Annotated in this window: 38 protein-coding genes (1 of these 38 only partly in view); 36 read left to right on the top strand and 2 right to left on the bottom strand. The window is 42.5% G+C overall.

Going from position 1 to position 21,963, the window contains the following annotated elements:
* Positions 1-13 precede the first annotated feature (13 nt).
* From rplB to GFC30_RS00190, 35 genes are all read left to right on the top strand, one after another.
* Positions 14-844 (top strand): 50S ribosomal protein L2, encoded by an 831-nt coding sequence (gene rplB, locus GFC30_RS00360; protein WP_066322067.1) that lies wholly within the window; start codon positions 14-16, stop codon positions 842-844.
* 57 nt (positions 845-901) lie between these two features.
* Positions 902-1,180, top strand: coding sequence for a 30S ribosomal protein S19 (rpsS, locus tag GFC30_RS00355; protein WP_003397663.1), 279 nt, complete (start codon positions 902-904; stop codon positions 1,178-1,180).
* 20 nt (positions 1,181-1,200) lie between these two features.
* Positions 1,201-1,542, top strand: coding sequence for a 50S ribosomal protein L22 (rplV, locus tag GFC30_RS00350; protein WP_066322065.1), 342 nt, complete (start codon positions 1,201-1,203; stop codon positions 1,540-1,542).
* A gap of 3 nt (positions 1,543-1,545) precedes the next feature.
* Positions 1,546-2,202: a 30S ribosomal protein S3 gene (rpsC, locus tag GFC30_RS00345; protein WP_066322063.1), complete on the top strand. Its 657-nt coding sequence runs from the start codon at positions 1,546-1,548 to the stop codon at positions 2,200-2,202.
* 2 nt (positions 2,203-2,204) lie between these two features.
* Complete coding sequence (gene rplP / locus GFC30_RS00340; protein ID WP_066322060.1) at positions 2,205-2,639, top strand: 50S ribosomal protein L16; 435 nt, start codon at positions 2,205-2,207, stop codon at positions 2,637-2,639.
* Positions 2,629-2,829 carry a 50S ribosomal protein L29 gene (gene rpmC / locus GFC30_RS00335; protein WP_066322059.1) on the top strand — a complete coding sequence of 67 codons (201 nt, stop codon included), beginning with the start codon at positions 2,629-2,631 and terminating at the stop codon, positions 2,827-2,829. The genes rplP and rpmC overlap by 11 nt, the downstream gene beginning before the upstream one ends.
* Positions 2,830-2,852: 23 nt before the next feature.
* Positions 2,853-3,116 carry a 30S ribosomal protein S17 gene (rpsQ, locus tag GFC30_RS00330; protein WP_027410243.1) on the top strand — a complete coding sequence of 88 codons (264 nt, stop codon included), beginning with the start codon at positions 2,853-2,855 and terminating at the stop codon, positions 3,114-3,116.
* A 43-nt stretch (positions 3,117-3,159) separates the two neighbouring features.
* Positions 3,160-3,528, top strand: a complete 369-nt coding sequence (gene rplN, locus GFC30_RS00325; RefSeq protein WP_066322058.1) for a 50S ribosomal protein L14 — start codon at positions 3,160-3,162, stop codon at positions 3,526-3,528.
* 37 nt (positions 3,529-3,565) lie between these two features.
* Complete coding sequence (gene rplX / locus GFC30_RS00320; RefSeq protein WP_066322055.1) at positions 3,566-3,877, top strand: 50S ribosomal protein L24; 312 nt, start codon at positions 3,566-3,568, stop codon at positions 3,875-3,877.
* A 27-nt stretch (positions 3,878-3,904) separates the two neighbouring features.
* Complete coding sequence (gene rplE / locus GFC30_RS00315) at positions 3,905-4,444, top strand: 50S ribosomal protein L5 (RefSeq protein WP_066322053.1); 540 nt, start codon at positions 3,905-3,907, stop codon at positions 4,442-4,444.
* Positions 4,445-4,477: 33 nt separating this feature from the next.
* Positions 4,478-4,663, top strand: coding sequence for a 30S ribosomal protein S14 (rpsN, locus tag GFC30_RS00310; protein ID WP_003397678.1), 186 nt, complete (start codon positions 4,478-4,480; stop codon positions 4,661-4,663).
* A 33-nt stretch (positions 4,664-4,696) separates the two neighbouring features.
* Positions 4,697-5,095, top strand: a complete 399-nt coding sequence (gene rpsH / locus GFC30_RS00305) for a 30S ribosomal protein S8 (protein WP_066322051.1) — start codon at positions 4,697-4,699, stop codon at positions 5,093-5,095.
* 30 nt (positions 5,096-5,125) lie between these two features.
* Positions 5,126-5,665 (top strand): 50S ribosomal protein L6, encoded by a 540-nt coding sequence (gene rplF / locus GFC30_RS00300; protein WP_066322050.1) that lies wholly within the window; start codon positions 5,126-5,128, stop codon positions 5,663-5,665.
* 32 nt (positions 5,666-5,697) lie between these two features.
* The gene (rplR, locus tag GFC30_RS00295; protein ID WP_066322045.1) at positions 5,698-6,060 is read left to right on the top strand and encodes a 50S ribosomal protein L18; all 363 of its coding nucleotides are present in this window, start codon (positions 5,698-5,700) and stop codon (positions 6,058-6,060) included.
* Between the two features lie 19 nt (positions 6,061-6,079).
* Positions 6,080-6,580 (top strand): 30S ribosomal protein S5, encoded by a 501-nt coding sequence (rpsE, locus tag GFC30_RS00290; protein WP_066322042.1) that lies wholly within the window; start codon positions 6,080-6,082, stop codon positions 6,578-6,580.
* A gap of 13 nt (positions 6,581-6,593) precedes the next feature.
* A complete protein-coding gene (gene rpmD / locus GFC30_RS00285; RefSeq protein ID WP_044744047.1) occupies positions 6,594-6,782 on the top strand; it encodes a 50S ribosomal protein L30 in 189 nt (62 codons plus the stop codon).
* A 23-nt stretch (positions 6,783-6,805) separates the two neighbouring features.
* The gene (rplO, locus tag GFC30_RS00280; RefSeq protein WP_066322040.1) at positions 6,806-7,246 is read left to right on the top strand and encodes a 50S ribosomal protein L15; all 441 of its coding nucleotides are present in this window, start codon (positions 6,806-6,808) and stop codon (positions 7,244-7,246) included.
* Positions 7,246-8,538 carry a preprotein translocase subunit SecY gene (gene secY, locus GFC30_RS00275; protein WP_066322038.1) on the top strand — a complete coding sequence of 431 codons (1,293 nt, stop codon included), beginning with the start codon at positions 7,246-7,248 and terminating at the stop codon, positions 8,536-8,538. The genes rplO and secY overlap by 1 nt, the downstream gene beginning before the upstream one ends.
* 57 nt (positions 8,539-8,595) lie before the next feature.
* Positions 8,596-9,246, top strand: a complete 651-nt coding sequence (locus tag GFC30_RS00270; protein WP_066322035.1) for an adenylate kinase — start codon at positions 8,596-8,598, stop codon at positions 9,244-9,246.
* Complete coding sequence (gene map / locus GFC30_RS00265) at positions 9,246-9,992, top strand: type I methionyl aminopeptidase (RefSeq protein ID WP_066322033.1); 747 nt, start codon at positions 9,246-9,248, stop codon at positions 9,990-9,992. The genes GFC30_RS00270 and map overlap by 1 nt, the downstream gene beginning before the upstream one ends.
* Before the next feature lie 258 nt (positions 9,993-10,250).
* The gene (infA, locus tag GFC30_RS00260) at positions 10,251-10,469 is read left to right on the top strand and encodes a translation initiation factor IF-1 (protein WP_003247618.1); all 219 of its coding nucleotides are present in this window, start codon (positions 10,251-10,253) and stop codon (positions 10,467-10,469) included.
* Positions 10,470-10,502: 33 nt separating this feature from the next.
* Positions 10,503-10,616, top strand: a complete 114-nt coding sequence (gene rpmJ, locus GFC30_RS00255) for a 50S ribosomal protein L36 (protein ID WP_000868344.1) — start codon at positions 10,503-10,505, stop codon at positions 10,614-10,616.
* Positions 10,617-10,638: 22 nt separating this feature from the next.
* A complete protein-coding gene (gene rpsM, locus GFC30_RS00250) occupies positions 10,639-11,004 on the top strand; it encodes a 30S ribosomal protein S13 (protein ID WP_044895215.1) in 366 nt (121 codons plus the stop codon).
* 25 nt (positions 11,005-11,029) lie between these two features.
* A complete protein-coding gene (rpsK, locus tag GFC30_RS00245) occupies positions 11,030-11,419 on the top strand; it encodes a 30S ribosomal protein S11 (protein ID WP_004888704.1) in 390 nt (129 codons plus the stop codon).
* A 170-nt stretch (positions 11,420-11,589) separates the two neighbouring features.
* Positions 11,590-12,534 (top strand): DNA-directed RNA polymerase subunit alpha, encoded by a 945-nt coding sequence (locus GFC30_RS00240; protein WP_066322032.1) that lies wholly within the window; start codon positions 11,590-11,592, stop codon positions 12,532-12,534.
* A 62-nt stretch (positions 12,535-12,596) separates the two neighbouring features.
* Complete coding sequence (rplQ, locus tag GFC30_RS00235) at positions 12,597-12,959, top strand: 50S ribosomal protein L17 (RefSeq protein WP_066322030.1); 363 nt, start codon at positions 12,597-12,599, stop codon at positions 12,957-12,959.
* A 119-nt stretch (positions 12,960-13,078) separates the two neighbouring features.
* Complete coding sequence (locus tag GFC30_RS00230; protein ID WP_066322028.1) at positions 13,079-13,918, top strand: energy-coupling factor ABC transporter ATP-binding protein; 840 nt, start codon at positions 13,079-13,081, stop codon at positions 13,916-13,918.
* Positions 13,894-14,763, top strand: a complete 870-nt coding sequence (locus GFC30_RS00225) for an energy-coupling factor ABC transporter ATP-binding protein (RefSeq protein ID WP_066322026.1) — start codon at positions 13,894-13,896, stop codon at positions 14,761-14,763. Before GFC30_RS00230 ends, GFC30_RS00225 begins: the two co-directional genes overlap by 25 nt.
* Positions 14,760-15,551, top strand: coding sequence for an energy-coupling factor transporter transmembrane component T family protein (locus tag GFC30_RS00220; protein ID WP_066322023.1), 792 nt, complete (start codon positions 14,760-14,762; stop codon positions 15,549-15,551). The genes GFC30_RS00225 and GFC30_RS00220 overlap by 4 nt, the downstream gene beginning before the upstream one ends.
* A 13-nt stretch (positions 15,552-15,564) precedes the next feature.
* Positions 15,565-16,305 (top strand): tRNA pseudouridine(38-40) synthase TruA, encoded by a 741-nt coding sequence (gene truA, locus GFC30_RS00215; RefSeq protein ID WP_066322022.1) that lies wholly within the window; start codon positions 15,565-15,567, stop codon positions 16,303-16,305.
* A gap of 149 nt (positions 16,306-16,454) precedes the next feature.
* Entirely contained in the window at positions 16,455-16,892 is a 438-nt protein-coding gene (rplM, locus tag GFC30_RS00210) for a 50S ribosomal protein L13 (protein WP_066322021.1), read from the top strand.
* Positions 16,893-16,909: 17 nt separating this feature from the next.
* Positions 16,910-17,302, top strand: a complete 393-nt coding sequence (gene rpsI, locus GFC30_RS00205) for a 30S ribosomal protein S9 (protein WP_066322019.1) — start codon at positions 16,910-16,912, stop codon at positions 17,300-17,302.
* Positions 17,303-17,407: 105 nt separating this feature from the next.
* Positions 17,408-17,842 (top strand): DUF2521 family protein, encoded by a 435-nt coding sequence (locus GFC30_RS00200; protein ID WP_066322017.1) that lies wholly within the window; start codon positions 17,408-17,410, stop codon positions 17,840-17,842.
* Positions 17,843-17,905: 63 nt separating this feature from the next.
* Complete coding sequence (cwlD, locus tag GFC30_RS00195; protein ID WP_066322015.1) at positions 17,906-18,613, top strand: N-acetylmuramoyl-L-alanine amidase CwlD; 708 nt, start codon at positions 17,906-17,908, stop codon at positions 18,611-18,613.
* A gap of 143 nt (positions 18,614-18,756) precedes the next feature.
* A complete protein-coding gene (locus tag GFC30_RS00190; protein ID WP_066322013.1) occupies positions 18,757-19,773 on the top strand; it encodes an Mrp/NBP35 family ATP-binding protein in 1,017 nt (338 codons plus the stop codon).
* Between the two features lie 53 nt (positions 19,774-19,826).
* Here GFC30_RS00190 and gerD read toward each other — a convergent pair whose 3' ends face one another.
* Entirely contained in the window at positions 19,827-20,429 is a 603-nt protein-coding gene (gene gerD, locus GFC30_RS00185; RefSeq protein ID WP_066322011.1) for a spore germination lipoprotein GerD, read from the bottom strand.
* Positions 20,430-20,576: 147 nt separating this feature from the next.
* Here gerD and GFC30_RS00180 point away from each other — a divergent pair, with 147 nt between their 5' ends.
* The gene (locus tag GFC30_RS00180) at positions 20,577-21,176 is read left to right on the top strand and encodes a KinB-signaling pathway activation protein (RefSeq protein WP_066326978.1); all 600 of its coding nucleotides are present in this window, start codon (positions 20,577-20,579) and stop codon (positions 21,174-21,176) included.
* A 32-nt stretch (positions 21,177-21,208) separates the two neighbouring features.
* On the opposite strand, the gene pdaB is transcribed toward GFC30_RS00180, so the two are convergent.
* A protein-coding gene (gene pdaB / locus GFC30_RS00175; RefSeq protein ID WP_066322009.1) for a polysaccharide deacetylase family sporulation protein PdaB crosses the window boundary here: on the bottom strand, positions 21,209-21,963 show its 3' portion. 7 nt of this gene lie beyond the right edge of the window; 755 of the gene's 762 nt are visible here — the last part of the coding sequence; its start codon lies beyond the right edge, outside the window — the gene reads right to left on this strand; it ends in the stop codon at positions 21,209-21,211.

Below are 21,963 nucleotides of genomic sequence, written 5' to 3'. Positions count from 1 at the left end.
GAGGGAAACCGATATGGCGATTAAAAAGTATAAACCAACGTCAAACGGTCGCCGTGGCATGACAGTTCTTGATTTCTCAGAAATCACAACTGACAAGCCAGAGAAATCATTGCTTGCGCCTTTAAAGAAAAAAGGTGGTCGTAACAACCAAGGTAAATTGACTGTTCGTCACCAAGGTGGCGGTCATAAGCGTCAATATCGGATCATCGATTTCAAACGCGACAAAGATGGCATTCCAGGACGCGTTGCTACAATTGAGTACGATCCAAACCGCTCTGCGAACATCGCATTAATCCATTATGCGGACGGTGAGAAACGTTACATCATCGCTCCGAAAAACTTAGAAGTAGGCATGGAAATCATGTCTGGTAAAGATGCGGACATCAAAGTAGGGAACGCACTACCACTTGCGAACATCCCAGTCGGTACGCTAGTACACAACATCGAATTAAAACCAGGCAAAGGCGGGCAGCTTGTTCGTTCTGCAGGAACATCTGCACAAGTGCTTGGTAAAGAAGGAAAATACGTACTTGTTCGTTTAGCTTCCGGTGAAGTTCGCATGATTTTAGCAACTTGCCGCGCAACTGTCGGTCAAGTTGGTAACGAACAACATGAGCTTGTGAACATCGGTAAAGCAGGACGCGCTCGTTGGTTAGGCATTCGTCCGACAGTTCGCGGTTCTGTTATGAACCCAGTCGATCACCCACATGGTGGTGGTGAAGGTAAAGCACCAATCGGACGCAAATCGCCAATGACTCCATGGGGCAAACCAACACTTGGATTCAAAACGCGCAAAAAGAAAAACAAATCGGATAAATTTATCGTACGTCGTCGTAAAAAATAACGGGGTTGAACTACGGTTCTTAAGAACCGTAGAACAATCACGAAGGGAGGTTCATTTATGGGTCGCAGCTTAAAAAAAGGTCCTTTCTGTGATGATCATTTAATGAAAAAAATCGAAAAATTAAATGAGACAGGACAAAAACAAGTAATTAAAACATGGTCTCGTCGTTCAACCATTTTCCCACAATTTATCGGACATACAATTGCTGTGTATGATGGACGTAAACACGTACCAGTTTACATCACAGAGGATATGGTAGGACATAAGCTTGGCGAATTCGCGCCAACTCGCACATACAAAGGCCATGCTGCTGATGACAAGAAGACAAGACGTTAATATGAGAGGAGGCTTTCATTATGCAAGCTAAAGCTGTTGCTAGAACGGTTCGTATTGCTCCTCGTAAAGCTCGCTTAGTGATTGATTTAATTCGAGGAAAGCAAGTAGGTGAAGCAGTAGCCATTCTTCGCCACACACCAAAAGCTGCTTCTCCGATTATCGAGAAGGTATTAAAATCAGCCGTTGCAAACGCAGAACATAACTACGATATGGATGTTAACAATTTAGTGATTACAGAAGCATACGTGGACGAAGGTCCGACGTTGAAACGTTTCCGTCCGCGCGCAATGGGTCGTGCAAGCGCGATTAACAAACGCACAAGCCATATTACAATCGTTGTTTCAGAAAAGAAGGAGGGATAATCAGTGGGTCAAAAGGTAAATCCAGTCGGTCTCCGCATTGGTATTATCCGTGATTGGGAATCAAGATGGTATGCGGAAAAAGATTACGCAGACCTTTTACATGAAGACCTTAAAGTACGTGAGTACATTACGAAACGCTTAAGCGACGCAGCGGTTTCACGCGTAGAAATCGAACGTGCAGCAAATCGCGTGAACATCACGATTCATACTGCAAAACCAGGAATGGTTATCGGTAAAGGCGGTACAGAAGTTGAAGCGCTTCGTAAAGCTCTTAGTCAATTAACTGGGAAACGCGTACACATCAACATTTTAGAAATTAAAAAACCAGACTTAGACGCAAAATTAGTCGCAGAAAACATTGCGCGTCAAATTGAAAACCGCGTATCGTTCCGTCGTGCGCAAAAACAAGCGATTCAACGCACAATGCGCGCAGGAGCAAAAGGAATTAAAACGATGGTATCTGGTCGTCTAGGCGGGGCAGACATTGCTCGCTCTGAACATTACAGTGAAGGAACAGTTCCACTCCACACTCTTCGCGCTGACATCGATTATGCAACTGCAGAAGCAGACACAACATACGGAAAAATCGGTGTGAAAGTATGGATTTATCGTGGAGAGGTCCTTCCGACGAAAAAGAAAACTGAGGAAGGAGGAAATTAATCATGTTAATGCCAAAACGCGTAAAATTCCGTCGTGAACATCGTGGACGCATGAAAGGTCGTGCAAAAGGCGGTACAGAAGTACATTTTGGTGAATACGGATTACAAGCATTAGAATCTGCTTGGATCACGAACCGTCAAATTGAAGCTGCTCGTCGTGCGATGACTCGTTACATGAGACGTGGCGGTAAAGTATGGATTAAAATCTTCCCTTCAAAACCTTACACGGCGAAACCGCTAGAAGTGCGGATGGGTTCCGGTAAAGGGGCGCCAGAAGGCTGGGTAGCAGTCGTGAAACCTGGCAAAGTCATGTTTGAAATCGCGGGTGTTTCTGAAGAAGTAGCACGTGAAGCATTACGTCTTGCTTCTCACAAACTTCCGATCAAATGTAAGTTCGTAAAACGTGAAGAAATTGGTGGTGAATCTAATGAAAGCTAAAGAAATCCGTGACCTTACCACTGCCGAGATTGAACAAAAAATTAAATCGTTGAAAGAAGAGTTGTTTAACCTTCGTTTCCAATTAGCAACAGGCCAATTGGAAAACACAGCGCGCATTCGTGAAGTGCGCAAAGCAATTGCACGCATGAAAACGATCATCCGCGAAAGAGAGATCGCTGCGAATAAATAATGGCTTGAGAGGAGGTTCGCGAAATGAGTGAACGCAATCAACGCAAAGTATACGTTGGCCGTGTTGTTTCTGATAAAATGGACAAAACAATCACGGTTCTTGTCGAAACTTACAAAAAGCACCCGCTTTATGGAAAGCGTGTAAAATACTCAAAAAAATACAAAGCGCATGACGAAAACAACGTAGCAAAAGTTGGCGACATCGTGAAAATCATGGAAACTCGCCCGCTTTCTGCAACAAAGCGTTTCCGTCTTGTCGAAGTAGTGGAAAAAGCGGTTATTCTTTAATATGTTCGGATCGGTGATACAATTCCGAAGGGAGGTTTCGTAAATGATTCAACAAGAAACTCGTATGAAAGTTGCTGACAACTCTGGTGCGCGCGAAGTGCTTGTCATCAAAGTACTAGGTGGTTCTGGTCGTCGTTATGCAAACATCGGTGACGTTGTCGTTGTAACAGTTAAGGACGCAACACCAGGTGGCGTTGTTAAAAAAGGTCAAGTAGTGAAAGCGGTCGTTGTCCGCACAAAACGCGGCGTGCGTCGTTCAGACGGTTCTTACATCCGCTTTGATGAGAACGCATGCGTCATTATTCGTGACGATAAGAGCCCACGCGGAACACGTATTTTCGGACCAGTTGCGCGTGAATTGCGCGAAAAAGATTTCATGAAAATCGTTTCTTTAGCTCCAGAAGTAATTTAATGAAAAGGAAAAGCCTTTCAAGGAGGTGCGAACTGCGATGCATGTAAAAAAAGGTGATAAAGTACAAGTAATCTCTGGAAAAGACAAAGGGAAACAAGGCGTAATCCTTGCAGCGTTCCCGAAACAAAACCGAGTGCTTGTCGAAGGAGTAAACATCGTTAAAAAACACGCAAAACCATCTCAAGCAAATCCTCAAGGCGGTATTATTAGCAAAGAGGCACCAATTCACGTTTCTAACGTAATGCCTCTAGATCCTAAAACAGGAACGCCAACTCGCGTAGGATATAAAGTAGTAGATGGAAAAAAAGTACGTTACGCGAAAAAATCTGGTGAAATTTTAGATAAATAATCGTGATGTGAGAAAGGAGGTACTTACATGAACCGCCTAAAAGAAAAATATATGAAAGAAGTTACTCCTGCTCTCATGAGCAAGTTTAACTATAAATCTGTAATGCAAGTTCCAAAAATTGAAAAAATCGTTATTAACATGGGTGTCGGTGATGCGGTGCAAAACGCCAAAGCACTAGACAGCGCTGTGGAAGAATTAGCGCTAATTTCTGGTCAAAAGCCAGTGGTAACTCGTGCGAAAAAATCAATCGCTGGCTTCCGTCTTCGTGAAGGAATGCCAATCGGAGCGAAAGTAACATTGCGTGGCGAGCGTATGTATGAGTTTTTAGACAAGTTAATCTCTGTTTCGCTTCCACGCGTACGCGACTTCCGCGGTGTATCGAAAAAAGCGTTTGACGGACGTGGAAACTATACGCTAGGGATTAAAGAGCAATTAATTTTCCCTGAGATTGATTACGATAAAGTCAACAAAGTTCGCGGGATGGACATTGTCATCGTTACTACTGCGAACACAGACGAAGAAGCTCGTGAGTTATTAACATTGCTCGGTATGCCGTTCCAAAAATAATGATCCCATTCGTAAAAAGAGGGAGGCGAAAATGTGGCTAAGAAATCAATGATCGCGAAACAAAAACGCACGCCAAAGTTTAAAGTACAAGCGTACACTCGTTGTGAGCGTTGCGGACGCCCGCACTCTGTGTATCGAAAATTTAAACTTTGCCGTATTTGTTTCCGTGAATTAGCGTATAAAGGTCAAATTCCTGGTGTGAAAAAAGCAAGCTGGTAATCAACCCGTGAATTGGGAAGGAGGTAAAACATAATGGTGATGACAGATCCAATTGCAGATATGCTAACTCGCATTCGTAATGCGAACATGGTACGTCACGAGAAACTAGAAGTTCCGGCTTCGAAAATGAAAAGAGAAATCGCAGAAATTTTAAAACGTGAAGGTTTCATTCGTGATGTCGAATACATTGAAGACAACAAACAAGGGATTCTCCGTATCTTCTTAAAATACGGTCCGAATAATGAGCGTGTAATTACAGGGCTTAAACGCATTAGCAAACCTGGATTGCGTGTATATGCAAAAGCAAATGAAGTACCACGTGTACTGAACGGTTTAGGTATTGCAATTCTTTCTACGTCTCAAGGAATTTTAACAGATAAAGAAGCGCGTCAAAAAGGAACTGGCGGCGAAGTGTTAGCATACATTTGGTAATTAGTCTTTTCAAGAATGGAGGTGTCAAGTATGTCACGTGTTGGTAAAAAACCAATTGAAATTCCGGCTGGTGTCACAGTCACAATCAACGGCAACACAGTTACAGTAAAAGGACCGAAAGGCGAATTGACTCGCACTTTCCATCCGGACATGACGATTACGTTAGAAGGTAATACCTTAACGGTTACTCGCCCAAGCGATGAAAAAGCGCATCGTACACTTCACGGTACGACTCGCAGTTTGCTTGCAAACATGGTGGAAGGTGTTTCGAAAGGATATGAGAGAGGGCTTGAATTAGTAGGGGTCGGTTACCGTGCTTCCAAACAAGGCAAAAAACTTGTGCTTAGCGTCGGTTACTCTCATCCTGTCGAAATCGAACCAGAAGAAGGGCTTGAAATCGAAGTTCCTTCACAAACAAAAATCATTGTTAAAGGTGCGGATAAACAACGCGTTGGTGAATTAGCAGCGAATATTCGTGCGGTACGTTCGCCAGAACCGTATAAAGGAAAAGGAATTCGTTACGAAGGCGAAGTTGTACGTCGCAAAGAGGGTAAAACAGGTAAAAAATAATGCTGCTTAGGTAAATGAAAGGAGTGACGGAAATGATCACTAAGCTTGATAAAAACGCAGTTCGGAAAAAAAGACACGCTCGTGTTCGTCGTAAAGTAGTTGGAACTGCTGAACGTCCACGCTTAAATGTGTTCCGTTCGAACAAGCACATTTACGCGCAAATTATTGATGATGTCAAAGCAGTAACGATTGTTAGTGCGTCAACATTAGATAAAGAATTCAACTTAGAATCAACTGGAAACGTAGAAGCAGCTCAAAAAGTGGGCGAACTAGTTGCAAAACGTGCATTAGAAAAAGGAATTAAAAACGTCGTATTTGATCGTGGCGGTTACTTATATCATGGACGTGTAAAAGCACTTGCAGACGCTGCTCGTGAAGCGGGTCTAGAATTCTAATTATAAAGGAGGGACAAAGATGCGTCGCATTGATCCAAACAAACTTGAACTTGAAGAACGCGTTGTTGCCGTTAACCGCGTAGCAAAAGTAGTAAAAGGTGGACGTCGATTCCGTTTCGCTGCTCTAGTCGTTGTCGGAGATAAAAACGGTCATGTCGGATTTGGAACAGGAAAAGCTCAAGAAGTTCCAGATGCGATTCGCAAAGCAATTGAAGATGCTAAGAAAAACTTAATTACTGTACCAATCGTTGGCACAACAATCCCTCACGAAGTGATCGGACACTTCGGTGCAGGCGAAATCATCTTAAAGCCAGCTTCCGAAGGTACAGGGGTTATCGCTGGTGGTCCTGCTCGTGCGGTATTAGAGTTGGCAGGCGTTAGCGACATTTTATCAAAATCGATCGGCTCGAACACACCAATCAACATGGTGCGCGCAACAATTGACGGCTTAAAGCAATTGAAACGTGCTGAAGACGTAGCAAAATTGCGCGGTAAAACAGTTGAGGAACTGTTAGGATAAGGAGGGAAATACAATGGCGAAAAAATTAGCGATTACCCTCACTCGCAGCGTGATTGGTCGTCCGGAAGATCAACGCGTCACGGTTAAAACATTAGGATTACGAAAATTGCATCAAACAGTTGTGCATAACGACAATCCAGCCATTCGCGGAATGATTAATAAAGTGTCTCATCTTGTAAAAGTTCAAGAATTAGAACAATAATGAACATAAGGAGGTGCCTCGCGATGAAACTTCATGAACTACAACCAGCACCAGGTTCCCGCAAAGAACGTAACCGTGTAGGTCGCGGGATCGGTTCTGGTAACGGGAAAACGTCTGGAAAAGGTCATAAAGGTCAAAACGCTCGTTCTGGTGGCGGTGTAAGACTTGGTTTTGAAGGTGGTCAAACTCCGCTATTCCGTCGTTTACCAAAACGCGGCTTTACAAACATTCATCGTAAAGAATATGCGATCGTCAACCTTGATGCGTTAAACCGTTTTGAAGACGGTACAGAAGTCACACCTGAACTTTTATTAGAAACAGGCGTTGTCAGCAAACTAAAAGCAGGTGTAAAAATTCTCGGGAACGGTCAAATTGAGAAAAAATTGACTGTAAAAGCACATAAATTCTCCTCTGCTGCGAAAGAAGCGATTGAAGCTGTTGGCGGTAAAACTGAGGTGATTTAATGTTTCGAACAATCTCCAACTTTATGCGCGTGGGTGACATAAGAAAGAAAATCTTATTTACCCTCCTTATGCTAATTGTATTTCGGATTGGAACGTTTATTCCGGTGCCAAATGTGAATGCAGATGTATTGAAAGTGCAAGACCAATTAAATGTGTTTGGCGTTCTCAATACATTTGGAGGAGGGGCATTAAAAAAATTCTCCATTTTTGCTATGGGCGTGATGCCGTATATTACAGCATCCATCATTGTGCAATTGTTGCAGATGGATGTTGTTCCAAAATTTACAGAATGGTCGAAACAGGGAGAAGTTGGGCGACGTAAATTAGCTCAGTTTACCCGCTATTTTACGATTGTACTCGGTTTTATCGAAGGATTTGGGATGTCATACGGATTCAATAATATGACCGGTGGGGTGCTAATTAAAAATCCTGGAATCCCAACTTACTTGCTAATCGCAACAGTATTAACAGCTGGGACAGCATTTTTAATGTGGTTAGGGGAACAAATTACTGCAAAAGGTGTTGGTAATGGGATTTCTATCATTATCTTTGCCGGTATCGTTTCTGGAATCCCATCCACATTGAACCAAATTTATGCTCAGCAGTTTGAAGATGCAGGCGACCAATTGTTTTTACGAATTGTAACGGTCCTTCTAATTGCGTTAGCAGTTGTTGCGGTCATTGTTGGAGTTATTTATATCCAACAAGCGTTCCGTAAAATCCCAATTCAATATGCGAAACGTCTAGAAGGACGTAGCCCAGTAGGTGGACACTCAACCCATTTGCCGTTAAAAGTCAATCCGGCAGGGGTAATCCCTGTTATTTTTGCGGTGTCGTTTATTGTTGCTCCACCGACAATTGCATCGTTTTTCGGCTCGAATGATGTGACAAACTGGATTAAGAAAACGTTTGATTATACACAACCAGTTGGTATGATGATATACGTGGCATTAATCATTGCTTTTACGTATTTCTATGCGTTTGTTCAAGTAAATCCTGAACAAATGGCAGACAATCTCAAAAAACAAGGCGGTTATATCCCAGGCATTCGCCCAGGAAGAAACACACAAGAGTATGTTACAAAAATCCTTTATCGACTTACGTTCGTCGGGTCAATATTCTTAGCAGTAATCGCTGTTCTTCCTGTCTTCTTTGTGAAATTTGCTGATTTGCCGGCGTCCGCTCGAATTGGTGGAACGAGCTTGCTCATTGTCGTTGGTGTTGCGTTAGAAACGATGAAACAGCTCGAAAGCCAGTTAGTCAAACGGCATTACAAAGGCTTTATTAAGTAGAGAGGTTGGCGGGGAAGTTTTTCCCTCTACCTCATCTAGCAATGAGGGGGAACAATTATGAACTTAGTTTTAATGGGGTTGCCGGGTGCCGGAAAAGGTACTCAAGCCGAAAAAATTGTGCAAGAATACGGGATTCCTCATATTTCGACAGGTGACATGTTCCGCGCGGCTATCAAAGAAGGAACAGCGTTAGGATTACAAGCTAAGGCATATATGGATCGCGGCGATCTTGTACCGGACGAGGTGACAATTGGCATTGTTCGTGAACGCTTAAGCAAAGACGATTGCCAGAAAGGATTTTTGCTTGATGGGTTCCCACGAACAGTCGCCCAAGCAGAAGCGTTAGAAGCGATGTTGGCTGAGCTTGGTCGTTCGATTGATTACGTCATTAACATTGAAGTCGATAAAGCTCTTTTAATGGAACGGTTAACAGGAAGGCGTATTTGTAAAGAATGCGGGGCGACATACCATCTCGTGTTTAATCCGCCAGCCAAACTAGGTGTTTGTGATAAATGTGGCGGAGAATTATACCAACGTGCTGATGATAACGAAGAAACGGTAGCAAACCGTTTAGAAGTCAACATGAAACAAACACAACCACTGCTCGACTTTTATCGTGCCAAAGGATATTTACGCAACATTAATGGACAGCAAGAAATTGAGCAAGTATTTGCGGATATTTGTGAATTGCTTGGGGGCCTAAAATAATGATTATTTGCAAAACCCCGCGTGAAATTGATATTATGCGTGAAGCTGGGCGAATCGTCGCTTTGACTCACCAAGAGTTGCAAAAGCATATTAAGCCAGGAATCACAACAAAAGAGCTTGATCATATCGCGGAAACTGTAATTCGTCAGCATGGCGCAATTCCTTCTTTTAAAGGGTACAACGGTTTTCCCGGCAGCATTTGTGCGTCGGTGAATGAGCAGTTAGTTCATGGCATTCCTGGAGATCGGGTGTTAAAAGAAGGCGATATTATCAGTATTGATATCGGCGCCCAATACAACGGATACCACGGCGATTCCGCTTGGACGTATCCGGTTGGAGAAATTGATGAAGAAACGAAAAAATTGCTTGAAGTAACGGAACAATCGTTATATAAAGGAATACAGGAAGCAAAACCAGGCGCCCGTTTATCGAATATTTCTCACGCGATTCAAACGTTTGTCGAATCATACCATTTTTCGATTGTGCGTGAGTATGTCGGGCATGGAATTGGTCAAAACTTACATGAAGACCCGCAAATTCCACATTATGGCCCGCCAAATAAGGGGCCGCGTTTAAAACCAGGCATGGTGTTATGCATTGAACCGATGGTCAACGCGGGGAGCCGTTATGTAAGGACTCTTGAGGATGACTGGACCGTGGTGACGGTCGACGGGAAAATGTGCGCTCATTTTGAGCATACGATCGCCATTACAGAGACCGGCTATGAAATTTTAACTACCCTTTAAATCAGGTCATTGCATACTGGCTCACCATGTCAAATCGGACAGATTGTGTCATCACACATGGTTGTGAAGCAGAACAATATGCTGTCGTTGTTGTATGTTGTTTAGAGACGAAAGCAAACGTTGGGTGTTTCGTCGCACGTTGCTTTCTATTTCCGAAAAAACAAAACAGCATTATTGAAACTGGTCGTGTGACAAACGGCATTAGGCGTGAAAATTGCCATCAAAACGTTACTGATTCGAAGAAGGGAGAGCCGATCTATGGCGAAGGACGATGTAATTGAAGTGGAAGGAACGGTCGTTGAAACGTTGCCAAACGCAATGTTCCGCGTCGAACTAGAAAATGGCCATACGGTGTTAGCACACGTTTCAGGTAAAATCCGTATGCATTTCATTCGTATTTTACCTGGGGATAAAGTTACGGTAGAATTATCTCCGTACGACTTAACTCGTGGCAGAATTACGTATCGTTATAAATAATGAGTACTCCGCATGAATAAGGAGGTAAAGATCATGAAAGTCAGACCATCAGTGAAGCCGATCTGCGAAAAATGCAAAGTCATTCGCAGACGCGGAAAAGTCATGGTTATTTGTGAAAATCCAAAACATAAACAAAAACAAGGGTAATCTTTAAGGAGGTGTACAACTTATGGCACGTATTGCAGGTGTAGATATTCCTCGTGACAAGCGTGTAGTCATTTCTTTAACATACATTTACGGTATCGGTAAACCAACTGCACAAAAAATCTTAGCAGAAGCAGGTGTTTCAGAAGACACTCGCGTTCGTGATTTAACAGAAGAAGAATTAGGAAAAATTCGCGAAATCGTTGACCGTTTGAAAGTAGAAGGCGACCTTCGCCGCGAAGTATCGCTAAACATCAAACGTTTAATGGAAATTGGCTGCTACCGTGGTCTTCGCCATCGTCGTGGATTGCCAGTTCGTGGTCAAAATACGAAAAACAATGCTCGCACGCGTAAAGGTCCACGCCGTACAGTAGCGAACAAGAAAAAATAATTAAGCAAAGGAGGTACTTGAACGAATGGCACGTAAAACAAATACGCGTAAACGCCGCGTAAAAAAGAATATTGAATCCGGAATCGCTCATATTCGTTCTACATTCAACAACACAATCGTCACAATTACTGACGCCCATGGCAATGCAATCTCTTGGTCAAGTGCTGGTGCGTTAGGTTTTAAAGGTTCTCGTAAATCGACTCCATTTGCAGCGCAAATGGCTGCTGAAGCAGCAGCAAAAGCTTCCATGGAGCATGGCATGAAAACTGTTGAAGTAAACGTAAAAGGTCCAGGCGCTGGTCGTGAGGCTGCAATCCGCGCGCTTCAAGCGGCAGGATTGGAAATTACAGCAATTAAAGACGTTACTCCTGTTCCACATAATGGATGCCGTCCGCCAAAACGTCGCCGTGTTTAATTTCTCTGTATAGATTTCGTATCCTTGTCAATAATGGGATATGATATCATTTTTGGCAGAGAAATTTTGCTCAGCTACTGCGCACATTCGGGAACTGATTCATGGGGGAATTTCGATTAGGCGTGTACCGTTTGATCGGGGTTTCGACGTTTTGAAGGAGGGTATATATCATGATCGAAATCGAAAAGCCAAAAATCGAGACGGTTGAAATCAGCGAAGATGCCAAGTACGGCAAATTCGTCGTTGAACCACTTGAGCGTGGATATGGTACAACTTTGGGTAACTCCTTACGTCGTATCCTATTATCCTCACTCCCTGGTGCCGCTGTGACATCTATTCAAATAGATGGAGTACTGCATGAGTTCTCAACAATTGAAGGCGTCGTAGAAGATGTGACAGCAATCATTTTAAACGTAAAGAAACTTGCGTTGAAAATTTACTCTGACGAAGAAAAGACGCTTGAAATTGATGTACAGGGTGAAGGAGTTGTCACGGCTGCTGATATTACTCACGATAGCGATGTAGAAATATTAAACCCGGACCTTCATATTGCTACGTTGGCTGAGGGCGGCCATCTTCGCATGAGAATGACGGCAAAACGAGGACGTGGGTATACTCCAGCTGATGCCAATAAACGCGAGGATCAGCCAATAGGTGTTATCCCTATCGATTCGATTTATACACCAGTATCGCGCGTAGCTTATCAAGTGGAAAACACTCGTGTCGGTCAAGTCACGAATTATGATAAGCTGACGCTAGATGTTTGGACAGACGGAAGCATCGGTCCAAAAGAAGCTGTTTCGCTTGGAGCGAAAATTTTAACAGAGCACTTGAACATTTTCGTTGGGTTGACAGATGAAGCACAAAATGCGGAAATCATGATCGAAAAAGAAGAAGACCAAAAAGAAAAAGTGCTCGAAATGACGATTGAAGAACTTGATTTGTCTGTTCGTTCTTATAACTGTTTAAAACGTGCGGGTATTAACACTGTCCAAGAACTTGCACAAAAAACAGAAGAAGATATGATGAAAGTACGTAACCTAGGTCGGAAATCGCTTGAAGAAGTAAAAGCGAAACTCGAAGAACTTGGATTAGGCTTACGGAAAGATGACTAGTTAACGACAGATTAACTAGGCATTTTCATGTTACAAGTCATTCAAAAAAGGAGGGACATCTCATGTCATACAGAAAATTAGGACGTACAAGCGCTCAACGCAAAGCGTTGCTTCGCGACTTAGCGACTGATTTAATCATTAACGAGCGTATTGAAACGACGGAAGCTCGTGCAAAAGAATTACGTTCGGTCGTTGAAAAAATGATCACGTTAGGAAAACGTGGTGACTTGCATGCTCGTCGTCAAGCAGCTGCGTTTATCCGCAAAGAAGTAGCAAACACAGAAACTGGTCAAGATGCGATTCAAAAATTATTTAGTGATATTGCTCCACGCTACCAAGATCGTCAAGGTGGTTATACACGCATTATGAAACTTGGTCCGCGTCGTGGCGATGGCGCACCAATGGTTATTATTGAACTCGTGTAAAGCGATTCGGTTGACTAACAAGGGCGAGACAGTTTGTTTCAAACTGGATCTATGCCCTTTTTTTGTTTCTTGCTTGTTTGATAGAAGGGAAGCATGTATAGAGGAAAGGAAGAGAGTGTATGAAAGAGCTAGTGTTATCGGTAGAAAACCTATCCTTCCAATATCCAGGTCAACCGAACGAAGCGGTTCGAAATGTAACGTTTCACGTTTATAAAGGCGATTGGGTAGCAATCGTTGGGCATAATGGTTCCGGAAAATCGACTGTCGCCAAACTATTAATTGGTTTGTTAAAACCGAAACACGGAGAGATTCGCCTGTTTGATACGGTGCTCAACGAAGCTACTGTTTGGCAGCTTCGTAGACGAATGGGTATCGTTTTTCAAAACCCAGACAACCAATTTGTCGGCACGACCGTCCAAGACGATGTGGCATTCGCCCTCGAAAACAATGGCATTCCTCGAGAAGAAATGGTCGAACGTGTCCAAGCGGCTATCCGTCAAGTGGGAATGGAAGAATTTTTGCTCAAAGAACCACATCATTTATCAGGTGGACAAAAGCAGCGAGTAGCGCTCGCTGGTGTTCTTGCGTTGCAGCCGGATCTCATCATTTTGGATGAAGCGACATCGATGCTCGATCCGAAAGGAAAGCGGGAAGTGTTAGAAGCGCTGATCAATTTGCGAAAAAAGCAACAAATAACGATTCTTTCAATTACCCACGATTTAGAAGAAGCGGTGCGAGCAGACAAAATCATTGTGATGAATGAAGGCGAAATAGTTGCCAACGGGACACCGGCAGACATTTTCTCGCTCGGGGAAAAGTTAGTACAATTTCGTCTTGACTTGCCGTTTGTCATGAAAATCAAAAAAGAGTTGCAACAAACAGGAATTCCCTTATCTGTTCACAGCGCAACAATAGAGGAGTTGGTGGATGAACTATGGACATTGTATTTGAACAAGTAGATTATATTTATCATGCCAACTCGCCATTTGCGCAACGAGCGCTTTATGAAGTGAACTTAGCTATCGAACATAGATCGTTTGTCGCCATTGTCGGTCATACCGGTTCGGGAAAATCGACATTGCTTCAACATTTAAATGGCTTATTAGTGCCGACGAATGGAAAAGTACGCATCGGGGAATATACATTAACTAATCGTCAAAAACAAAAACAATTAAAGCCGTTGCGCCGCAAAGTAGGGGTTGTGTTTCAATTTCCAGAACATCAGCTATTTGAAGAAACGGTTGAGAAAGATATTTGTTTTGGTCCGCTTAATTTTGGCGTTTCGGAAGAAGTTGCGAAGCAGAAAGCAAAAGAAGCGCTTGCCCTCGTTGGGCTTCCAGAGCAGCTACTTTCACAATCTCCTTTTGATTTAAGCGGAGGACAAATGCGCCGTGTGGCAATTGCAGGAATATTGGCGATGGAACCGGACGTTCTCGTATTAGATGAACCGACCGCAGGGTTAGATCCATATGGTCGGAAAGAAATAATGGAACTGTTCGCTCGTCTTCATCGCGAAAGACAGCTAACGACTATTTTAGTCACGCACAACATGGAAGATGCGGCGAAATATGCAGATTATATTGTTGTTATGCAAAAAGGAACGGTATGGAAAACAGGCACACCTCAAGCCATTTTTCGCGATATAGATGAGTTGCTGCAAGTAGGATTAAATGTACCCGAAACAGTGCTGTTAAAGCGAAAACTTGAAGAAAAAATCGGGCGAGAAATTCCCTCTCCATGTTTAACAAACGAGCAACTAGTCGCCGGAATAAAAGCGCTATTGTTTGGAGGGCGTCTATCATGAATGTCATCATCGGAAGATACGTACCAAGCAATTCTGTCATTCATCGCATGGACCCTCGTGCGAAACTGCTTACTATGTTTATTTATGCTGCCAGCGTCTTTTTTGCGAACAGTAGCGTTACGTATGCAATGTCGACTGTGTTCTTGTTTATCCTGCTTCTTTTATTGCGAGTGCCGTTTTCGTTTATTATGAAAGGATTACGTCCTGTTCTTTGGATTGTGCTATTTACATTTTTTTTGCATGCTTTTTTGACGAAAGAAGGCGCATTGCTTTATCAAATAGGGGAACTCGCGATATATGAAGGAGGCTTACGAAAAGGGGTATTTATTTCGCTCCGATTTCTCCTATTAATTGTAATCACGACATGGCTAACCATTTCAACGACGCCAGTAGAAGTGACCGATGCGGTAGAAAGTATATTTGGCCCGTTAAAACGATTCCGTGTTCCTGTACATGAATTGGCGCTTATGATGTCGATTTCGCTCCGTTTTATCCCAACGTTAATGGAAGAAACAGAGAAAATAATGAAGGCACAGGCAGCGCGAGGCGTTGATTTTTATGGCGGACCGTTCGGGGAACGAATGAAGGCGATAACGTCCTTGCTTATCCCATTATTCATTCATGCTTTTAAACGAGCGGAAGAACTGGCAATCGCAATGGAAGCGCGCGGATATCGGGGCGGCGAAGGGCGAACGAAATACCGATTATTAACATGGGGTTGGATCGATACATGGTTACTTGCTTCTACTGTCGGGATGACAATTGTATTACTTTTATTCCGAACGTAATGGGGAATGGACGATGAGAAGATGGAAATGTACGATTGCTTATGATGGAACCTATTTTGCCGGATACCAAATTCAGCCGAATAAACGAACCGTACAAGGAGAACTCGAGCGAGTATTAGGGACGATGCATAAAGAAGCCATTCGTGTCACGGCTTCTGGTCGAACGGATGCCGGGGTGCATGCGCATGGGCAAGTTATCCATTTTGATTCTTCCTTATCACTTTCGCCAGAAGGATGGAAAAAAGCGTTGAATGCGATGTTGCCAGATGATGTGACAGTGCGGGAAGTTGAACAAGTCCACGACTCTTTCCATGCCCGTTATAGCGTGATCGCAAAAGAGTATCGATATAAAATTAGGACGGCAGAAGAAAGAGATGTATTCTCCCGTCATTATGCGTATCATTTTCCTTATCCATTGGACACGGAAGCGATGAAGCAGGCGCTGGTGTTTGTGAAAGGAACCCATGATTTTACAAGTTTTTGCTCGGCGAAAACAGACATGGAAAACCGTGTGCGGACGATTTATGAAGCAACGCTTTGTGTGACAGATGATGGTCTTGAATTTCGCTGGATTGGCAACGGATTTTTATATAATATGGTGCGCATTCTTGTGGGAACGATGTTAGAAGTCGGGCAAGGAAAAAGAAGTTCTGCTTCCATTCCAAGGATTTTAGAGGGAAAAGACCGGCAGTTAGCCGGGAAGACAGCTCCGGCGCACGGACTTTACTTATGGAAAGTCGTTTATGACAACTAATCCTGGTGTAACATTTTCTTGACATTGGTAGCGGAAAGAGATAATATATCATATGGTATGTATTTTAAACCCACGATTAGCCCCGGAAAATAATCGTGTTGAAATAAATATAAACGGTTTGTTCATTTTTTATTTTAGGAGGGAAAAAAATGCGTACAACTTATATGGCGAAGCCAAATGAAGTAGAACGTAAATGGTACGTTGTTGACGCTGAAGGAAAAACATTAGGGCGTCTTGCGAGTGAAGTAGCAGCAATTTTACGCGGCAAACATAAACCAACTTACACACCACATGTGGACACTGGTGACCATGTCATCATCATCAATGCGGAAAAAGTTGAGTTAACAGGCAAAAAGTTAACGGACAAATTATACTATCGCCACAGCTTACATCCAGGCGGACTAAAAGTAAGAACAGCGCTTGAAATGCGCACAAACTACCCAGAACAAATGCTTGAACGAGCAATTCGTGGCATGTTGCCAAAAGGTCGTCTTGGCCGTCAAATGTTCAAAAAGTTGCATGTTTACCGTGGAAGCGAACATCCACATCAAGCACAAAAACCAGAAGTTTATGAACTTCGCGGATAATTAAGGAGGGTATTATTTTGGCACAGGTACAATATTACGGCACAGGCCGTCGCAAAAGTTCTGTTGCACGTGTACGCTTAGTTCCTGGTGACGGGCGCATCGTTATCAATAATCGTGACATTCAAGAGTACATTCCATCTCAAGCATTAATCGAAGTAGTAAAACAACCGCTTGTATTAACAGAAACATTAGGAAGCTACGACGTATTAGTAAACGTTCATGGCGGTGGCTTCTCTGGTCAAGCTGGCGCAATTCGCCATGGTATTGCGCGCGCATTGTTAGAAGTAGACCCAGAATATCGTCAAACGTTAAAACGCGCAGGCTTGTTAACTCGCGATGCTCGCATGAAAGAACGTAAGAAATACGGTCTCAAAGGCGCACGTCGTGCACCACAATTCTCCAAACGTTAACATTGTACGGAAAATCCCGGCTGTTATGGCTGGGATTTTTATTTTTTGGCACGCATGTTTGGAAAGAAACGTAAGAAACTACATTCCAAAGGAGCGTGAAAACAAATGAATGTGATCACATCTTTTAAAGAAAAGAAGCGGGAAAAAGAAATTAAATATGAACGAAAGCTATTGCGGGAACTGTCGTTAGACAAGCTGCAACGAAAAGCGAGCGAAACTTTCCGTTTCTTTTATCCGCATGACCAATTACCAGCTATTGTGGAAGATGGCTGCATCGATATGGCGATTGAAGCATATTTGCTCGGAGCTAGCTATAGCCGGTTTGGATATTATGGGGAGTCGGCGGAGAGAGTGAAAGTACGTTGTGCCAAACAAGAACAATATTTAGCGGATGCGCTATTTGAATTTTTTTGTTTTTTCAGCAGTCCCCACGAAAAGGATGCAGAAATTTTACACGATACGTGTGATTGCTACATTTCTTATTGGTGGCTGGAAGGGTTTGAAACAGGAAAAAAGCGGTGGCGGCTAAAACTACATTAAAAGTTCTATTTTCTCCTCTTGTCCCATATAACATAAATAACGGGGAACGCAGGAGGAGAAACGATGAAAATAAAACTATGGGGCATACTGATTAGCACCGTTTTGCTCATTGTTTTTTTTCAATATATGATAGGTAGTACAAGCTCCATGAAATCGTGGAATCTTCCACTTTCGGGGAGGATTATTATTTTAGATCCAGGGCATGGGGGACCGGATGGGGGAGCTGTTGGCGAAGATGTATTGGAAAAAGAAGTGGCTCTTCGGGTAGCCGTGAAGCTGCGGGACTATTTGCAGCAGCAAGGAGCGCTTGTGTTATTGACCCGCGAAGATGATTACGATCTAGCAAAGAAGGATACAAAAGGGTATAGCCGACGCAAAGTGGAAGATTTGAAAAAACGCGTTCAACTAATTAACCAATCAGAAGCCGACTTATTTATTAGTATTCATTTAAATGCCATTCCATCTCCAAGATGGAGAGGAGCACAGACATTTTATTACGGATCGTTAATTGAAAATGAGCGGTTAGCGAAATTTATTCAAGCAGAATTACGCCGAAATTTAGAAAACACCGATCGTTCCGCAAAAGTAATCAACACCGTCTATTTATTAAAATACGCTAAAAAACCAGGTGCATTAGTCGAAGTTGGTTTTTTATCAAACGAGGAAGAGCGGGAACTGCTTGCTTCCGACCACTATCAAACAAAGCTTGCTGCAGCTATTTATAAAGGGGTGCTTCGTTATTTTTCTGATGAAACAAGTCTGCCGGAGTGAATTCCTACTTCACTAGATTGGAAGTGCGTGTTTTTGCCGAAGTATTAAGCTGGGTCGTGTGATTGTCTGCATTCGCGAGTAGCGGTGATATGTGATATAGTAAAATTATGAAAATGATTACAAAAAGGGATTGGTGAGAAGCGATGTTGATGGAAAAAGATGTGCAGGCGCTGCTAGAAAACATGCAAGACCCATTTTTACATAAAACGTTCAAAGAAACAAACGCTATTCAAGAGATTAAAATTAAAGAAGAGAAAGGACATGTAAGTGTAAAAATTGCGCTTGCCAAAACAGGAACAGCTGAACAACTGCGAGTTCAAACGGATGTCGTCCAAACGTTAAAAAATGCCGGAGCAGCGTCGGTCGGTCTACGTTTTACCCAATTACCAGATGAGGAAATCGCTAAATATCGTGGCGAAGAAAAACAGCCGACATACATTGCAATCGCTAGTGGCAAAGGAGGCGTTGGAAAATCAACGGTTTCTGTCAACCTTGCGGTTTCCCTTGCTCGCCTTGGCAAAAAAGTAGGGCTAGTTGATGCTGACATTTATGGGTTTAGCATTCCTGATATGATGGGGATTGTAGAACGTCCGGTAGTGCGTGGAGAAAAAATTATTCCGGTGGAACGATTTGGAGTAAAAGTGATTTCAATGGGCTTTTTTGTCGAAGATAATGCCCCTGTCATTTGGCGCGGTCCGATGCTAGGGAAAATGTTGAATAACTTTTTCAAAGAAGTGGAATGGGGAGAACTTGATTATTTATTGTTAGATCTCCCACCGGGAACAGGGGATGTCGCTTTAGATGTCCATACGATGCTTCCTTCCTGTAAAGAAATTATTGTTACCACCCCGCACCCAACCGCAGCATTTGTTGCGGCGCGTGCAGGAGCGATGGCTCTTCGCACGGAGCATGAAGTCATAGGGGTCATTGAAAATATGTCGTATTTTGAAAGCAAGCTGACAAGGGAAAAAGAATATGTATTTGGCAAAGGTGGCGGAGAGAAGTTAGCAAAGGAATTGCAAACCGAACTGCTAGGACAATTACCGCTCCAACAGCCTGACTGGAATGACGACGATTTTGCCCCGTCAGTATATGGAGAAGACCATCCAATTGGAAAAATATATATGAATATTGCTCGTAAAATTGTGGAGAAATGTTAAAACAAATGGTGTCCGAGAAAGGACACCGTTTTTGTTGCGCTAGGAAAAGTGGGTTATTGGCTACCATCCTGCTGTTGGCCACTGCCTTCTCCTCCACCACTTTGCTTTTTCGTACTTTGCATATTTTCCGCTGCTTTGATTAAAAGATCTTGAATTTTTGCTTTAAACAATGGACTATCAAACGTTTCTGTTATCACTTTTTGAAGATGACCGCGAAACTCTTTGCTTTTTAGAACGGTAAGTGATGCTTTTTCCATTTCAGGACTTTTTAATATATCGATCATCATCCCTTGATACTCAGGATCTTTCATCAATGCTTTAATCGTTTTTTCTTGTTCTATTTTTAAGCTTTTTGCAAAGCTTTCTGCAAATTTCGGATCTTCAAACGCCTTTTTCCAAAATTCCATTCCTTTTTTTGCTGTTAACACTTGTTCGATTGTTTGCTTGACGACCGTTTGGTCCATAATGAGTTGCTGTTTTACCTTATCTTCAGTCATCACATCTTGAATGGCTTTTTTTCCTTCATCTGTTTTTAAAATATCGACCACCATTTTTTTTATTTGGTCGTAGTCCGGTGGAGCAGGACTTTTTTCTTGTGGAGCACAAGAGCTAAGCGTGAAAAAAAACAATATGAGGAGCAGCGCCCAATTTCTCATATATTTAAGCTCCTTTCTGCAAATGTTCCTTATTCTTAATATGAATTTCCGGCAAAAAAATATACGCTTGTCTAAGGAATACGCTAGCGTTTTTAAAAATGGATTGATAAAATTTTAAAGGAATAATGAATAATGGAGGTTGTAAGGGTGAACAGCCGTAAATGGGTTCGATTATTTTTTACGACATTAGCAATCGGTGGGATGACGACTGCTATCACAGGAATGGTGACAGGATGGGGGAAATACGAAAAGCTTTTAACTCAGGGACATATCGGGGAATTTTTCGCCGTGTTTGTGTGGTTTATTGGATTTGGTTTTATTTTTAGCGTCATTAGCCAAATGGGCTTTTTTGCTTATTTAACGGTTCATCGGTTTGGATTAGGAATTTTTCGATTCGTTTCCCTTTGGAATTCTGTTCAGCTTGTCCTCATTTCATTCGTATTGTTTGATTTAGTGTATTTCCGCTATCAAGCGTTTGCGGAAAAAGGGGAATCGATTGTAAGTTATGTATTAGTGGCATTATTTATTTTATTTGTTGGACTCGTAGTGGCTTTTATCAAGAAAAAAGCAACGAATAAAGAAGCATTCGTTCCAGCGTTGTTTTTTATGACGGTTGTGACGGTCATTGAATGGTTCCCAGCATTGCGAATTAACGATGAAAATTGGCTTTATTTAATGCTTATTCCATTATTAGTATGTAACGCATACCAACTCCTTATCCTCCATAAATTGATAGGTGCAAAATAAGCAAGGCTCTCTACGTAGAGAGCCCTCTTTTGCTAATTAATTTCTTTATTAGAGGTTTCTCCATTCTCAATTAGTTGAGAAATGCTTACATTTTTATAGCCACTGTGTTTCATCGCCTGAATAATTTGCGGTAGAGCTTTTGCGGTTTGTTTTGCGGAATCTGAAGCATGCAGCAAAACAATGTCGCCAGCTTTCATCTCTTGAACGACGTTATTAATAATGTTGTCCACTCCCGGGTTCAGCCAATCTTTTGAATCCACACTCCAATGAACAACCGTATAACCTAACGAGTCGGCGATTTTTAAAACGTTTGTATTAAAATTTCCGCCTGGTGGACGAAGCAATGTGACACGTTTAATGCCGAGAGTATCAAACACTTTCTCTGCTTGCATTAAGTCTCGTCTTATGTTCGCGTCTTCTAGTTGCGTGTAATCGGTAAAATTGTATCCCATGCTGCCGATTTCATGCCCGTCTTCTTTGATTCTTTTGACGATTTGTGGATGTCGTTCAGCCCATGAAGCTGATAGAAAGAACGTGGCGTTTTTAATGCCATTTTTCTTTAGGACATCAAGAATTGGCAAAGCATTTTCGTCTCCCCAGCTAATATCGAATGTTAAGGCCACTTCATGTTTGCTTTTTTCTGCTTTATAAATCGCTTTTGGACCGCTTGGTGTGGAGAAGGTAGGATGATACACTTTCTGTACATATAAAATGAAAGCAGTAAAAAATGCCGCAAATACAATAATAAGCCCTTTTTTCAAAGAACGGCCGTTTAAGGTGTAGAAAA

It is taken from the genome of Anoxybacillus amylolyticus, from assembly GCF_001634285.1.
GTDB lineage: Bacteria > Bacillota > Bacilli > Bacillales > Anoxybacillaceae > Anoxybacteroides > Anoxybacteroides amylolyticum.
This window is presented reverse-complemented; position numbering and strand designations above follow the sequence as displayed.